Origin of the sequence: Colwellia psychrerythraea, from assembly GCF_000764185.1 — a bacterium.
GTDB lineage: Bacteria > Pseudomonadota > Gammaproteobacteria > Enterobacterales > Alteromonadaceae > Colwellia > Colwellia psychrerythraea_B.
Map to the genome: position 1 here is coordinate 1 of NZ_JQEC01000044.1, position 15,413 is coordinate 15,413.

The window sequence follows — 15,413 nt, forward strand, 5'->3', positions numbered from 1 at the left end:
ATTAATTTGGCAGGTAAAAAATTTAACATATATAAGTAATAACTAATAATAATAGATAGATGATACGTATAACGTTATTTAATCATGATTTAGCTATTAATTATATTTTTTTATTATCAACTCATCGGCCAATTCATTTTAATATAACGCTATCAGTGAAAAACATATCATGAGTGAAAAATGATCGCTTTTATTTTATCACCACCTATTTACACTTTTTTTACTAAAGTAAGATGACAAAACAGAGGTTTACCTGCATAAACCTTATTAAACAACTAAAAACATACCTTATACTGAATTATTATGCATAAACATCTTTATTTATTGAGTTTTTACTCAGTTTCTTGCATAATTAAGAAAGCATCATGAAAGGAGATAAAATGAACTTTAACAGAGCTGTAATCAAAGTTGGTAGTGCCCTAGTTGCACCTACTCGCGATGGTTGTAGCGGACAGTACATCTTAGCAATTGCGCAATTCATCACTAAATGCCAGCAACAAGGTAAAGAGATCATTTTAGTTTCATCTGGTGGTGTTGCCGCTGGCCGAACTGTTATTCAACATGGCTCGCCAAAACTATCACTCTCCACTAAAAAAGCCATGGCCAGTGTTGGTCAAATGCAAATGATGGCAAATTGGCAGCGTTTCTTTGATGTTCCCTGCAGCCAGATACTTATTACCCAAAACGATTTAGCCGATAGAGAACGTTATATAAGTATTCAAGAAACTATTAGGATTCAATTAGCTAATGGTGTGTTACCTATCGTAAATGAGAATGATACTGTCACCACTAAAGATCTTACCATAGGTGATAATGATAATATTGCCGCACTAGTTGCTCAGGCGTGTGATGCTGATAGTTTATTCATCTTAAGTGATATTGATGGTGTTTTTACCAAAGACCCAAAAATCAATGATGATGCGGTATTAATCCCTGATATTGAAAAAATAACTGATGAAATTTATGCTATGGCTGGTACAAGCCGAAATCCTTTAGCCAGTGGCGGAATGAAAACCAAAATACAAGCAGCTGAAAAGGCCGTTGAACACGGTATCAATACCTATATTATTAACGGCACTAAAAGTGAAGTATTTAGCTCTCTTTTAGCGCAAGTGAACCCCGGTACTCGTTTTGCTGCAGATAAAGACATTATTACCGCGAAAAAGCACTGGCTCAAACATACCTTAAAAAGCCAAGGTAAAATTAAACTCGACCCTGGCGCTGTTAACGCCGTTGTTAACAAAGGAGCCTCTTTATTACCTGCTGGTATAAAGTCAGTAACTAATAGATTTAAGGCAGGTGATGCCATCGAGCTCATTGACGCAGATAACAATGTAGTGATCGCCAAAGGCATAACCTTATATAGTCACTATGACCTGAAAAGAATAATGGGCAAACACAGTGATGATATAACCGCTATTTTAGGGCATGATTATGGCGATGTTGTTGTGCATCGCGATGACATGGTTATTTTATAACCAGCTGAACCAACATAAACAAATTTTCGAGAAGAGATGCAAAATGATCGACTTTAATATCGCCACTATGGCAAAAAAGGCTAAAACTGCCAGCAGAGCTGCTGCTCAACTTAACAGTAGTGAAAAAAACACTTTGTTAAATGCCATTGCCACTGAGATTGAAAATAATAGTGATATTATTATTCAAGAAAACAGCAAAGACATAAGCGCTGGTCGCGAGAAAGGTTTAACACAAGCCATGCTTGACCGTTTGGTATTAACAGAGCAAGGCATTAAAGAAATTGGTTCGGCTATTCGCGAAATTGTCGCTTTAACCGATCCGGTTGGGGATATTGATAAGTTATCATTACGTCCTAATGGCATTCAAGTAGGTAAAATGCGGATCCCTCTTGGCGTTATTGCTATGATTTATGAAGCCAGACCTAATGTTACTGCCGAAGCTGCTGCCTTATGTATTAAATCAGGTAATGCGGTAATTTTACGAGGTGGCTCAGAGGCTATTCACTCGAATTTAGCCATCGCAAAATGTTTACATCAAGTATTAACAACCCATGGTGTTGATGCAAATATTGTTAGTGTGATCCCTGATACCAGCCGTAGTGTTATTGAAGAATTATTACAACAAAGCGATACCATTGATTTAGTTATTCCACGCGGCGGCGAAGGTCTGATCCGTTATGTTAGTGAAAATAGTCGTATTCCTGTTATTCAGCACTATAAGGGCGTTTGTCACTTATATATAGATAAACATGCTGACTTAACTAAGGCTGTCGATATTTTAGTAAATGGTAAGACCCAAAAGCCTAGTGCTTGTAATGCCTTTGAAACGGTATTAGTACATGGCGATATCAGTGACGAATTTTTACCTTTAGCGGCGAAAGCACTTGAGGATGCAGCTCAAGTTAAAATACATGCCTGTAAAAATAGTATTGGTTATTTTACCCACGCTGAATTAGCGAGCCAAGAAGATTATCACGCGGAATATTTAGCCCAAGAAATAGCCGTTAAGGTAGTTAGTAGTTTTGATAACGCTATTAGCCATATCAATGAGTTTACCTCTGATCATACTGAAGTCATTATTAGCCAAGATATTTCACGCAGCCAGAAATTTGTCCGCCAAATCAACTCTTCGGTTGTTATGGTAAACGCGTCTTCACGTTTCTCCGATGGAAATCAATTAGGTTTAGGCTCAGAAATAGGCATTTCAACCAGTAAGTTGCATGCTTATGGACCTATGGGTCTTGAAGCATTAACCACAGAAAAGTTTGTTGTTTTTGGTGATGGTCAAATTAGAGCATAAGTTTATTAAACATAGATTCAAGTATACCTATGGAACTCTTATTAGCTATTAAAGCACTAACCACAGAGACGTTTGTTGTTTTTGGTGATGGTCAAATTAGAACGTAAGTTTATTAAACATAGATTCAAGTATACCTATGGAACTCTTATTAGCTATAAAAGCACTAACCACAGAGACGTTTGTTGTTTTTGGTGATGGACAAGTTAGAACCTAGAATTAGACTTTGATCTATTCAGTAAACCTCAAGTTCATTGATAATTAACATTGCACTTGAGGTCTTAATACCGAAAATGACATTCGTCACTTTGCACCATTGCCATTGCCTTAAAGCATTATAGCCAAAGAGCAGATCCCCCTGTTCGCTACTAATAATCACTCAATGAAAAATCACGTTTATCTCGCGTCACTTACCTGAAATGTGATCATGTCACTATTGCCATGTGAGTCTATCACTGCAATTTGTTGCTCACCATAACTCTTAGCAGCATAAAAAAAGCTTTGTTTACTCGCTAAACTTTTTATAAAGCTGCCATTATGATACCAATCAAGCTGCCCGCTACTGCCCAAAACTGAAAAATTGATTACCGGTGGTTTATTAACACTGAGACTTATTATTTCGCTGTTTTTCGCTAAGCCTACTATTTTAATATCGCCAAAGTTTGGTGTCGTGATATTGCTACAGCGTTGGCTTTTTTTCGGTAACATTGCCGCACGGGTGAACTTTTTCGGTAACCAAGGTTCAAGTGATTTTGGCCACAACGCCATATACTTTTTGGTTTTCTCTTCAGGACAAGCAAAGTCAGTCAATAGCCCAGTTGCTGTTTCTTGCCAATAAGGCTGTGGGTTCATGTGCCATTTATCATGATTGATCGCGGTTAATGAATTTGGGGTTAATCCTGCAAGGGTAAATGCTTGATGTGAAACGTGGCATAAACCTTCAGCTGTCTGCTTTTTGCTTTTACCTAGTGGCCAGCAGATCTCTGTTGTGTCGACTTTTTCAGGCTTATTAAGCCAAACATGGTCATTTTGATGCAGTACATCTGAAATATTAAATAACAGCGGTGCTGCCGTTAAGCCGCCATAGTGACCCGGTTGAGGAGTTCCATCAGGACGTCCGAGCCAAACACCCAGGGTATATTTTGCACTTGTGCCAATAGCCCATGCATCTCTAAAGCCATAACTGGTGCCTGTTTTCCAGGCGATATCATTAGTAGTTCTGCGAATATTTTCACTTAATAAAGCATTGGGCCTAGGGTTATCAATCAGCATTTTATAGGTGATCCAGGCGGCGTTTTCACTCATCAGATAACGTGGTGAATCAACCATTTTCTTTTGACTTGTATCCTGATGATGAGCAGTCACTGGCTCAGTGTAATAACGAGGTGATAATACTTTTCCTTGATTGCTCAAACTTGAATAAGCTTGTACTAATTGCCATAAACTGATGCCGGTGCCACCTAGCGCAATAGATAAATTAGGTTTTGCTGCTTTAGGTAAGGTTAATTTAATACCTGCTGATGCTAATTGATTATAAAAATTTTTCGCACCTAAATGCTCAAGTACTTGTACTGCAGGCACATTTAAGGATCGTTGTAAGGCGCTTTGTACACTTACCGGACCACTGAATTGACCGGTAAAGTTTTCTGGTTTGTAATCAGAATAATAACGAGGACTATCGTTTAGCAAGCTATGAGAATGTATTAAACCTTTATCAATCGCACTAGCGTAGATAAAGGGTTTTAAGGTTGAACCCGGTGAGCGAATAGCGCTGATCATATCAACATTACTAAAACGGGATTTATCATTAAAATCAGCCGAGCCAATATAAGCTTTTACCGTGCCTTTTTTATTATCAATAACCAATACTGCGGCGGAGCTTTTATCTGGCTGATTACTAATAAAGTTTTTTAAGAGGTCTTCAAGACCGATCTGCAAATCATAATCTATGGTGCTGGTAATGTGTTTTTGTTGCGGAAATTCTTGTATCAATTTTCTTGCCAGCAAAGGCGCATAATTAGGTCTGCTTGGCTTAGCCGCAAACACTTGTTCTTTTTGGGCACTTTTTATTATTGCAGCAGACCATATTTGCTGACTAGCTAGTCGTTTTAGTACCTTATTACGTGCTTTTTCAGCTCTCTTTGGATAACGGTCAGGGCGTATTTTTGATGGGCTTTGCGGTAATACCACCAACAATGCTGCTTCAGCATGGCTAAGTAGTTTTGCTGACTTTCCTAAATAAGCCTGACTTGCCGCTTCAACACCTTCAACAGTACCGCCAAATGGTGCGTAGTTTAAATAAAGTGTTAAAATCTGCTCTTTCGACAAACTTAGCTCTAATTGCAGTGTCCTTAATATTTGTACTAACTTCCCAGAAATAGTGCGGCTATGAGGATGTAAAATACGTGCAACTTGCATGCTAAGGGTTGAACCGCCAGAAACGATACAGCCACAACGCCAATTTAAATATAAAGCGCGTAATAATGACACTGGATTTACGCCAAAATGCGACCAAAAATACTGGTCTTCATAGGTTAATAGCGCTTGAATATAAAGTGGTGAAACTGAGCTAAGGTCAGCTTGTTGGCGCCATATGCCATTGCTATCAGCAAAAGCGCGCAGCGCACGACCGTCATCAGCATAAACCACTTGAGCAAAGCTCTTTTGTGCTTTAGGAATATTAAGAGGATAGGCGAGATGTAAGCAGTAAAATAATAGCAACATGCTAGCGATAATGGTGCCGAGCCAAAATCGCTTAGTGCCTGCCGCTTGCTTTATTTTATAGGTTGGTAATTTCAATGGTATTTAGGGTATTGCCCACGGCGTTTTTATCGGGTTGATACATGTTTTCAACTAACGGGGCTGGTACTAGGTATTTTCCAGGTGTTACCGCGCGAGCTAAATAAAATAAGTAACTAGTGCCTCGATAACCGACATCAATCGCAGCGACATAACGATCGTCTCTAAATTCTTGATGTAAGATCTTGGTTTTCTTTTGCCACTCACTGGCAGGTTTACCGTCAAAGAAAATGCTGTCGAGTTTAATTGCGTGGCTTAAATTCTGATTCTCTAATTCTAAGCCAGCTGGTAATAAATCAACCACTAATAAGTCCGGGCTTCGGCGCTTAGAATAAACACGAATAGCCACTAGTACCATGTCGCCAACTTTTAACTTACTGGCATCTATCTGCTGACCTTTACTATCGTAGTAGTCTCGTTCAATAGTCAAATCTCCAGTTGTTGCTTGCGGTTTTGTTTTACTAACACCTTGATAAGAAAAGTTAACATACAGACGATCAGCCGAGTTGTTTGTTAAGCTTAATTCTTGCTGTAAGTCAGTTGCTGATAATTTTTGACTGTAAGCGCCTGCTTTTTTAATCACCGATTCCGCTTGATTAAAGTTAAGTTGCGCTTGCCAATCTTTTTGCTTACCTTGCTCTAAAGATATGCTGGCAAGGAAAAGTGCATTGCGCTCTTGTGTACTTAAATACTTTTTATCGGCGAGTATTTTTGAAAGTGCTAGTGCTGTATCAAAGGCATAATTAAGTTGATATTGATGTTTAATTAATAAGTGAATAATCAGCGCTTGGTCGCGAATAACCGAACCATAATCACTTAAATATTTAGTCCCACGCTCAAGCACTACAGCTTTATCAAACATGGCTTGGCTGTTCACGTCATCACCTTGGTTTTTAAGCGCTAAGGCTAAGTGAATTAATGCTAACTGACTTTCAGCATCTTTGCTTTTATGTTTAGCCAGATCACGTAACTTGGCTAGTGACGCTTTATTGTGTCGAGATAAAACATAACCCGCATAAGCACGGTAAGCAAAGTCGTAATGTTTAACTGATTCTGACCAACGGTTGGTATAAGTACCATTTTGATTTTTTAAATAAGTAGTTAAGCGAGCCATTGTTTTTTGATATTGCTGGGAATTTACTTCAATACCTTGTTCTTTAGCATCCGTTAAAAAGTCACCCACGTAAGCGGTTAACCAATGCTCTTCTTGGCTGGTATTGCTCCATAAGCCATAACTACCATTTTTCAATGCTTTGGCTTGAATGCGTGATAAACCATGGTTAATGCTTGCTAAGCGATTTTTATTAGTCGCATTTTTTAAATCAAGGGAGTCTAGTATTTCTTTATTAGCGTATAACCAGGGGTAGGTTGAACTGGTCGATTGCTCTAAACAGCCATAAGGATATTTTAGTAAATGTTTCATTTGCTCGCGGCTGTTAAATTCAACCCTATTATTTACCGATAACACCGCTTCCAAAGTATCTGCTTTTAAATGAGCGTAATCACTTGGGCTAAAACTAAAAGACTGATCTTTAGCTAAGGTGGCATTTTTATACTCAATTAACGCTGGATAGGCTGAGCGTACGGCTATATGCCAGTTTCTATCGATAGGATAGCCCTCAACCCCTTTTACAATGAGTGATACTTTTGCTCGCCCTTCTTGGCTACCAACCGAAACAGGGTAGATCAAGGTGGTTTTTTCTTTCGCAGCTAAAGTGACTTCTTGGCTATTGCTAGCAGTAGCCTCGCTGTTAGAATTGGCACGGCTAAGACTAACTGGCTCAGTAGTGGTTAAAGCCACGGTTAAGGTTTGCATTTGTTCGGTAGAATTATGTAAATCAAGGGCAAAAGTTGACTGGTCACCGGTTGCTAAAAAGCGTGGCATGGCTATTTGACTAACAATAGGTGCAGCGATAGTCATTTCACTTTCTGCGGAGCCAAATTTATCATCAGTAAAGGCAATAGCCATTAAGCGTACTCTGCCGTTAAAATCAGGAATATTAAAAGCGGCAGTTGCGTAACCCTTGTTATCGACAGTAACTAAACCACTAAAAAGCGACAGTATTTGTACTTCAGCTTGCGCTTTTTTACCGCCGCGACTTAATTCGGCATCACCACCAAATTTTTGTTTCGCTAGTGGTGCATCATTTAATTCAATTAAGTTTTGATACAAGTCTCGGCTATCTACTTGAAAACGTCTTGGCTCAAAAAAGAATTTATGAACATCAGGTGTATCAAAGTCGGTTAGGCTTAAAACGCCAACATCAACCATAGCCAAGGTTAATTTTGCTTGTTGATTAGCATGACCATCCACTTTTACTTTAACTTGGTAACTTTGGTTAGGATAAATTTCCTCAGCAGATTCTATCTCAAGCTCAAGCTTACGTGACTCGCGGTTAAGTGGTAAATGAATTAAACCAATGGCACGTGTTGGCGTAATGCGTTTTTTATTATCACCGTACTGTAAATGAACTACTGAGGCATATATGTCATGACGTTGCCACTGCTCATCAATCTCTATTGCAACATTTAGCCCTTCTGCTGGTATGGTAATCCGTTGAGAATGAAGCAGTTTGTTAGACTCTATCAGCAGTAATGCTTCACCTGCTTTTGGTGGCACTATGCTTAACTGCGCAATATCACCTGCGTTATAGGATTCTTTATCCCAGGCAAGAGATACTTTGTCTGGGCGAGCCGCTTGTGATGATGATTGATTATTTCGCCATGAGCTGTACCAGTCATAACCGGCAAAAAACCGCACACTGGTCATAGTTTTAGTTTCAGCATCACTAATTTCTAAACGATAGCGGCCATATTCAACGGGCACATCTAATTGACTGGCTTTATTGGCATTAGTATCCACAGAACTATTATATTCAACAAATTCGCTGTCTGACCAACGATAATGCCAGCCCTCACTATTGTTAAACTCCCAAAAATAACGACGGTCTTCTCTCACTAACTTAACGTCTAAGGCGTCGCTTTGGGTTAATTCACCCTTTGCATTTGTGGTAACCACATCAAAAGTAACTCGGCTATTGTGCTCAGGATTATTTTTAAAATGAGGTTTAATACCAATAAGCTTATTACCTGAAATAACGGTTGTTTGATGACGTCTTGAAATGGCTCGACCACCTGTTTCAAACAAACTTGCTTGTAATGTTACTTGTACTGGTGATTTAACCTTAGCCCAGCGGTTTTCTATGGTGATCGCTGTTTTCCCTTGAGAGTCTAGTTTTACGTCAGCTAATTTATATTGTTGGCTGAGATTCTTTTCAATAATATTACCAAACTGAAAGTCTGTTAAGGTTTGAAATGGCTGACGCTGCGGACTTATTGCGATGCGTGACTCAAAACGATTCCCCGATGCTGGCGCACCATATAAATATTCTCCTAAAACATTAACGGTTAAGTTGTCTTTAAGCTGGTAAATTTTAGCGGTTTCGCCTTGGTTAAAGCTAAGTTTCAAACGCTCAGGTAGAAATTCTTCTACTTTAAATTTATAACTAGTTAATACATTTTTATATTTACGAATTTCTAACAGCCAAGCTCCTGTTTTTGCATCCTTTGGAATAGTAAATTGCTGATAAAAGTAACCATCACTGTCACTGCGCCAGGTAAAATCTTTAGCCGTTTGACCGCTGGGATCTTTTATGCTCGCTTTTAGGGCTATAGCCTTAATGCGTTGACCGTCTTGATCTCGTAATAAGGCATTAAAATCAATCGATTCACCTGGTCGATATAGATCACGAGCACTATACACAAAGATTTCATCGGCAACAAAAGGACGTTGTGCAAGGGTGAAGTTTGATAAGTCTAATGCTGGCCCCTTAAGAGAAACTACAGAAAGAGATTGTTCAGAATGAGCAACAATATACCTGGCACCACTATTTGTTCTGAGTGTGCCTAAACCGTCGGGCGAGCTTTTAAATTGATCTAGTTGTTTACCGCTATTATTTAATAAAGTGACTTCTACTGCTGCAAGTGGTTTTTGATCGGTTAAACTATTTAAAGCAACTTCTAATTGGTTTTTATAAACGCGTACATGCATGCCTATATCGGTCACCATAAAGTGAGTCATAGAAATTTTTTGAGAAACGTTGCTAGCTTGAGTCATTACCGCAAGGTAAATACCCGCAGAGGATAAAGGCTCAATATCTTGGATTGGCAAATTAAAGGTACGACGCTTATTTTTTTGCCCATTAAACTGATATCGTGCCGAATAAACTAATTCAGTGCGGCTAATACTGTTTTGTACGTAATAACGGTTAATTTTATCTTGAAAACGACCTTGATTTGATAAAAATTGCACAACTTTATCATCAGGTACTTTAAAGTAATCAACATTAACTTGTTTAATGTTAACTAACTCAATAGGTAAGCCGTGATGTTGCTTTAACGGTAAAAAAGAGCCTTTACTGGCAAAGTTATAACTTGGGATAATCGAACGAGTTGTTATTGCTTTAAAGGTATCTTTTTGTAGTTTTGAGCCATTACTTGCGCTCAAACCTTTGTAAACGGTTAGCTTGTAAGTGCTTGATGGCTCAATAAAGGGAAAGTAAACCACTTTGTTATTTTTAGACAAGACAATGCTGTCATCTACCGTAGCACCAGACTTTTCAGTCAGTGAAAAATAATCATCGTGTTTCAGCTCAGGATTTAACGGTGCGGATAAGGTAACTGCGATGGCATTACCGCCATCAAAGCTACGCTCAGCAATATCCAACACTTCAATTTTTCGGTTACTATAATCTTGCGCAACTGCTTCTTTTATAACATTGCTATCGTCTTGAATGAGCGCATCGACCGTGTTTTTTTTATTTAGCGGGTCTAGGCTCTGTTCACTTTTACTGAGTTCAGGAGGGATTGCATTTATTGGCTTTTTCGCCGGTATTTTCGCTGGCTTAAGTGCTGCATCTTTATCTTGTATTGTTGGCGATTGCTCTTTTTCAATACGGGCATCTGGGCTTGCTGATTTTTGCGTTTTATTTTCAGCTTGCGTGGCAGTACTTGCTGGTTGTTCAGAGCAAGCACTAAGCAATAATAGTAAAGGTAATATTACCTTTAATTTTGTTAGTCCTTTAACCATGTTTTTATCTCTTTGTTAGATACTAAAATTTGTTTTATGACCGTCTAATACTGACGAAAAAATCTTAATAACGACTTATTTTAAAATTACTAACCATTGATTTACCATTGAAAAATGCCAATCTTTAGCTAGATAATACCAACTCATAGTTTTGTTGAAAAGCTTATCTTTAATACTTAAGCTTAATGTTAATGAACACGTCTGGCATTTGGTTTTTGTTTTACCACTCTTAATGCTAAACGCTCAGGCCATTGCCCACGGTGTTGATGCAGACAAGCCTCTTCACTATCAAAACGCACACACAGCTTAATATTTTTCACCACCACGCCAATTTTTAATAACTGCTTTTGAATGCTTGCACGCAATACCTCATCTTGTTGTTGTGCTTTCATCACAGTAACTTCTTCATCAGTATTAAAGACACAGGTGATGACTAAACTAGCAGGAAAGTTAGTGTAATTGGCTCGATGAGTTAGCCAAACAAATCCTGCAACATCATGTAATGATGTCTCACAGGCGATAGTTAACGCTTTACAAACATTGTTATCAATTTTTTGGTTTGTTTTACTTAATTTCATCACTAGCTTCCAATTTTATTTTAGTTATTTTAACTGCCTAAAAAATTGAACACAACAAGACCTGTGCTCCACAGAAACTTTTTCCTCCCAAATAGGATAAATTGACTCGTAAAAAAGTACAGCTAAGACTTGAGATTCGCTTAGTTACTGAGTATGCTACGCGACCTTTTTCTCGTCGGCATTCTCTTAGGTATTAATGATGATAGGTTTTGATTACGGTACATCCAATTGTAGTGTTGCTAATATGCGCAACGGACAACCTCACATTATTCCTTTACTTGGTAACACGTTAGACGGCGGCTCTTACATTGCTTCAAATTTATATGCGCCAAGCCGCGATGTTATTGCTAACTGGCTTTCACAGCAGTTAGCAACAGATCAACAAGCGAATTATTTAGTTGAACGTAAAAACCAAATACAAAAAGGTCAAGCGGCACTACGTGAGTTAAAATTTGATGGTATTTCAAGTGAGTTACTCTTTGGCAAAACTGCTTTGCAGCAATACCTTGAAGACCCTGAAGAGGGCTATTACATCAAGTCACCTAAGTCTTTTTTGGGTTCAAGTGGGTTAGCTCCGACACAAATTCAGTTTTTTGAAGATATTGTCGCGTGTATGATGAGTAATGTTAAAAAGCTCACTGAGCAAGTTTTACAGAAAGAAGTCACGCAAACCGTTATCGGCCGACCAATCAACTTCCAAGGTTTGCATGGTGAAGAAAGTAATAGGCAAGCTATTAGCGTATTAACCAATGCAGCAAAACGTGTTGGCTTTAAAGATGTTGAATTTCAGTATGAACCTGTTGCCGCCGGCTTTGAATTTGAAGCATCACTCACTAAAGAAACACGAGTATTGGTAGTCGATATTGGTGGCGGAACTAGTGATTGCTCTATGTTACTAATGAGCCCCGATTTCAGTAATAATGATAATCGTAATGATCACCTACTCGCCCATACCGGTGTACGTATTGCTGGTAATGACTTTGATATTCAATTAGCCTTACAAGGCATTATGCCCAGCTTAGGCATGAACAGTTTATTAAAAACAGGAAAACCTATGCCAACCGCTAGTTTTAGGCAGGCATTGGCCATTAATAATATTAATGAGCAAACCGAATTTTATAGCGCTAAAAATAGGCGTGATATGGAACTATTAAGCCGCGATGCCCAAGAAAGCGAGTTAGTTTCTCGATTATTAACAGTCCATGATCACAAACTTAGTTATCAATTAGTCAATGGCGCTGAACAAGCCAAAATTAGGCTGTCAGAACATAACGAGCAAACAATCTGTTTAAATGATATTAGCGATTCATTATCAGTTACTGTATCGCGAGAAACGCTAAAAATAGCTAATGCTAGAACTTTAGATAATATAGCGAGATTAATGACGACAGCGGTAGCGGAAGCACAATGTCAGCCTGAAGTTATTTTTGTTACTGGCGGCACAGCAAAATCGCCGATACTTAGTGAGTTTTTACAGCAACAAATGCCAGGCATACCACTGATTGTGGGTGACCATTTTGGTAGTGTTACTTCAGGTTTAGCGCGCTGGGCAGAAAAAATATATCGATAACTAATATGTTGTTTTCACTATAGTCAAACAACCATTATAAATAGAAATTTCACCGGAGATTATAAACTTGTATTCTTTTGCTCGAGTAATATTAATAACTTTACTGATAACTACTATTACTCATGCAAATGAAATCGACTTAGTACGCTATATTGATTCAAAAGAATTCCCTGATCCCAAACAAAGCTATTTTGTTGATTTATTAAAGCTCACTCTTGAAGCTAGCAAAGATCAATTTGGCGAGTACCAGCTACAGCCGATAAATATTGAAATGGCGCAGGCTCGAAGCTCCCTGATGTTACAACGCAATGAATATATTGACTTAACATGGCGAATGACCTCACAGCAATTAGAACAACAGCTGCAAGCTGTGTATTTTCCGATATTAAAAGGCCTGATGGGCTCTCGAATTTTTATTATCAGTAAAGACCAACAGTATCGCTTCAATAAAAACATCCCATTAGCGGACTTACAAAACCTCCATCTTGGCCAAGGCTATAATTGGCCCGATACTAGAATTTTACTCGCCAATGGTTTTAACGTTATTCAAGGTCATGATAATTTTTTGATTGATATGTTGAAAAAGGGTCGCTTTAATTATTATCCGCGAGCATTACACGAGCCTTGGCCTGAGATAGCAAGTGATAATACTCTTATCGTGGAAGAAAATTTAATGCTGAAATACCCTGCGCCAGTATTCTTTTTTGTTAACAAAGAAAATAAGCATCTACAAAAACGGTTAGCGTTTGGTTTAAGCAAATTATTAGAGTCAGGGAGGTTCGAACATTTTTTTATAAATCACCCGATTACTTCAGGCATTGTGACAAAGGCAAACGTTAGTAAACGAACTATTTTCCACTTAGAAAACCCTTTATTATCCAAAAAAACCAAAAAGTTACTAGCAGACGAACGACTTTGGATTAAGCTTAAATAAAAATCGACGCATGTTGCGTCGATTTATTTTGCTATTTAAATTCAAAAATTAAAGAAAACTATACAGGCTTAACTAGCATGGTAGTGCCAGTAATAGCAACAATAGTACACATACTATTATTCTCAATTACTGCAACATCAACATCATCGGCTAAACGTGCATTCCAATTAATACCGGAGTAACGAATACTACCACTATCATTAGTAACACTATCAAAAACAGGCACTTGCAAACCTACCATATCACTAGAGTCATCAGTTTTACTGCGAGAATTTTGCATGTTTTTAAGCGGTTTCCACAGCACTAAAGTAATAATAGCCGTTAAAATGCCCACCACTAAGATTTGACTTTGCCAACCCTCAATGAGTCCTATATTGATCAAAACGCCAGTGATAACACTGGCAATAGCAAAGAATAATAACGGACCACTCAATCCCATAATGCCTAATTCAAGCACTAGGCTTAAACCTGCGATGGCATACCAAATCAGTTGTTGGTTTTCTAAAAAAGTCTGCATATTATTATCACTCCTTATTTTTGAATCTGACCGACACTATAGTTTCAAACTACTTGATACGGCAATTGCTTGAGCAACAGTATTAGCAATATTATCACCTGTTTTACCATCCGTTAGTACAACAGTACTTTGATTTGCTATGGCTTGATGCGCACCAATAGCATCTTGCGCTAAGGTTAAAGTTACGGCTGCTTTACCCTGTTCAGTATTCGCTGCACTACCAACCACATCTAGGGCATTGGCATCAGCAGAAGCAACTAACCTTATTGCTTCTGCTTTACCTGTAGCCTCTAAAATTTGTGACTCTTTTGTCGCTTCTGCCGCTAATACTTGTTCTGCTTTTGCTGCTTCTGCATCAAGAACTCGCGCTTGTTTTTGACCTTCCGCTTCAGTGATGGCTGCAGTTTTAACGCCTTCAGCGGTTAAAATTACCGAGCGTTTTTCTCGCTCTGCCGTCATTTGTTTTTCCATATCTTCACGGATAGTTTGTGGCGGTGTAATATCCTTTATTTCATAACGTGTCACCATTACACCCCAAGGAGCTGTCGCTTCGGTCATAGAACCAAGAATCTGAGCATTAATGGCGTCACGATTTTGGAAGCATTCATCAAGTTCCATTGAACCAATAGCGTTACGCATACTTGTCATCGCAAGTTGTACTACCGACATTTTATAATCGGTGATGTTATTGGTCGCTGCTGAAGCATCGGTAACTTTCATAAACAAAATACCGTCAATATCTAAAGTAATGTTGTCTTTAGTTATGGCTGGCTGTGAAATGATTTCTAATGATTGCTCTTTTAAATTACGGTCAGCAGCAACTGATTGCACGTAAGGGATAATAAAATTTAAACCCGCAGAAAGGGTTTTACTGTACTTACCTAAGGTGTAAATAACATAACCTCGGTTTTGCGGGACAAAATAAATACCCTTTTTTAAAGTATATAAAATAACAACTGTAAGCCATACAACTGGGCTCGTAAGAATACTTTCAACAAGATTTTCCATAAATATCTTTTCCTTATAATTTGTGTGAAATTTAAATTTAATTGAGAATTATTTTTAATAACACGTTAATGGACTGTTATGAGCAAAGCAAGCTATTTCACCAGCGCTGTCCGTGTAGCACGACAGAGTGGCCTAACTAAAAC

The 15,413-nt window shown here is 38.3% G+C and carries 9 protein-coding genes; 4 read left to right on the top strand and 5 right to left on the bottom strand.

The window, feature by feature from the left end:
* The first annotated feature begins 380 nt into the window (after positions 1–380).
* Both proB and GAB14E_RS07600 read left to right on the top strand, forming a co-directional pair.
* The gene (gene proB, locus GAB14E_RS07605; protein ID WP_033083180.1) at positions 381–1,478 is read left to right on the top strand and encodes a glutamate 5-kinase; all 1,098 of its coding nucleotides are present in this window, start codon (positions 381–383) and stop codon (positions 1,476–1,478) included.
* Between the two features lie 43 nt (positions 1,479–1,521).
* Positions 1,522–2,778: a glutamate-5-semialdehyde dehydrogenase gene (locus tag GAB14E_RS07600; RefSeq protein WP_081967856.1), complete on the top strand. Its 1,257-nt coding sequence runs from the start codon at positions 1,522–1,524 to the stop codon at positions 2,776–2,778.
* A 393-nt stretch (positions 2,779–3,171) separates the two neighbouring features.
* Here GAB14E_RS07600 and pbpC read toward each other — a convergent pair whose 3' ends face one another.
* From pbpC to GAB14E_RS07585, 3 genes are all read right to left on the bottom strand, one after another.
* Positions 3,172–5,574 carry a penicillin-binding protein 1C gene (pbpC, locus tag GAB14E_RS07595; RefSeq protein WP_052093833.1) on the bottom strand — a complete coding sequence of 801 codons (2,403 nt, stop codon included), beginning with the start codon at positions 5,572–5,574 and terminating at the stop codon, positions 3,172–3,174.
* The gene (locus tag GAB14E_RS07590; protein WP_052093835.1) at positions 5,555–10,663 is read right to left on the bottom strand and encodes an alpha-2-macroglobulin family protein; all 5,109 of its coding nucleotides are present in this window, start codon (positions 10,661–10,663) and stop codon (positions 5,555–5,557) included. Before GAB14E_RS07590 ends, pbpC begins: the two co-directional genes overlap by 20 nt.
* A gap of 188 nt (positions 10,664–10,851) precedes the next feature.
* Positions 10,852–11,241: a hypothetical protein gene (locus GAB14E_RS07585; RefSeq protein WP_033083181.1), complete on the bottom strand. Its 390-nt coding sequence runs from the start codon at positions 11,239–11,241 to the stop codon at positions 10,852–10,854.
* A 196-nt stretch (positions 11,242–11,437) separates the two neighbouring features.
* Here GAB14E_RS07585 and yegD point away from each other — a divergent pair, with 196 nt between their 5' ends.
* The gene (gene yegD / locus GAB14E_RS07580; RefSeq protein WP_033083182.1) at positions 11,438–12,811 is read left to right on the top strand and encodes a molecular chaperone; all 1,374 of its coding nucleotides are present in this window, start codon (positions 11,438–11,440) and stop codon (positions 12,809–12,811) included.
* A 67-nt stretch (positions 12,812–12,878) separates the two neighbouring features.
* The gene (locus GAB14E_RS07575; protein ID WP_033083183.1) at positions 12,879–13,745 is read left to right on the top strand and encodes a hypothetical protein; all 867 of its coding nucleotides are present in this window, start codon (positions 12,879–12,881) and stop codon (positions 13,743–13,745) included.
* Between the two features lie 58 nt (positions 13,746–13,803).
* Here the strand turns inward: GAB14E_RS07575 and GAB14E_RS07570 are convergent, their stop codons facing one another.
* Positions 13,804–14,262 (bottom strand): NfeD family protein, encoded by a 459-nt coding sequence (locus tag GAB14E_RS07570; RefSeq protein ID WP_033083184.1) that lies wholly within the window; start codon positions 14,260–14,262, stop codon positions 13,804–13,806.
* A 36-nt stretch (positions 14,263–14,298) separates the two neighbouring features.
* Complete coding sequence (locus GAB14E_RS07565; protein ID WP_033083185.1) at positions 14,299–15,270, bottom strand: SPFH domain-containing protein; 972 nt, start codon at positions 15,268–15,270, stop codon at positions 14,299–14,301.
* Positions 15,271–15,413 lie beyond the last annotated feature (143 nt).

What these genes read in the sequence shown, in the direction of transcription:
- GAB14E_RS07600 (WP_081967856.1), top strand. Translation starts at nt 1,522, where the DNA reads ATGATCGACTTTAATATCGCCACTATGGCAAAAAAGGCTAAAACTGCC.
- GAB14E_RS07565 (WP_033083185.1), bottom strand. Translation starts at nt 15,270, where the DNA reads ATGGAAAATCTTGTTGAAAGTATTCTTACGAGCCCAGTTGTATGGCTT.
- GAB14E_RS07570 (WP_033083184.1), bottom strand. Translation starts at nt 14,262, where the DNA reads ATGCAGACTTTTTTAGAAAACCAACAACTGATTTGGTATGCCATCGCA.
- GAB14E_RS07585 (WP_033083181.1), bottom strand. Translation starts at nt 11,241, where the DNA reads ATGAAATTAAGTAAAACAAACCAAAAAATTGATAACAATGTTTGTAAA.
- GAB14E_RS07590 (WP_052093835.1), bottom strand. Translation starts at nt 10,663, where the DNA reads ATGGTTAAAGGACTAACAAAATTAAAGGTAATATTACCTTTACTATTA.
- proB (WP_033083180.1), top strand. Translation starts at nt 381, where the DNA reads ATGAACTTTAACAGAGCTGTAATCAAAGTTGGTAGTGCCCTAGTTGCA.
- yegD (WP_033083182.1), top strand. Translation starts at nt 11,438, where the DNA reads ATGATGATAGGTTTTGATTACGGTACATCCAATTGTAGTGTTGCTAAT.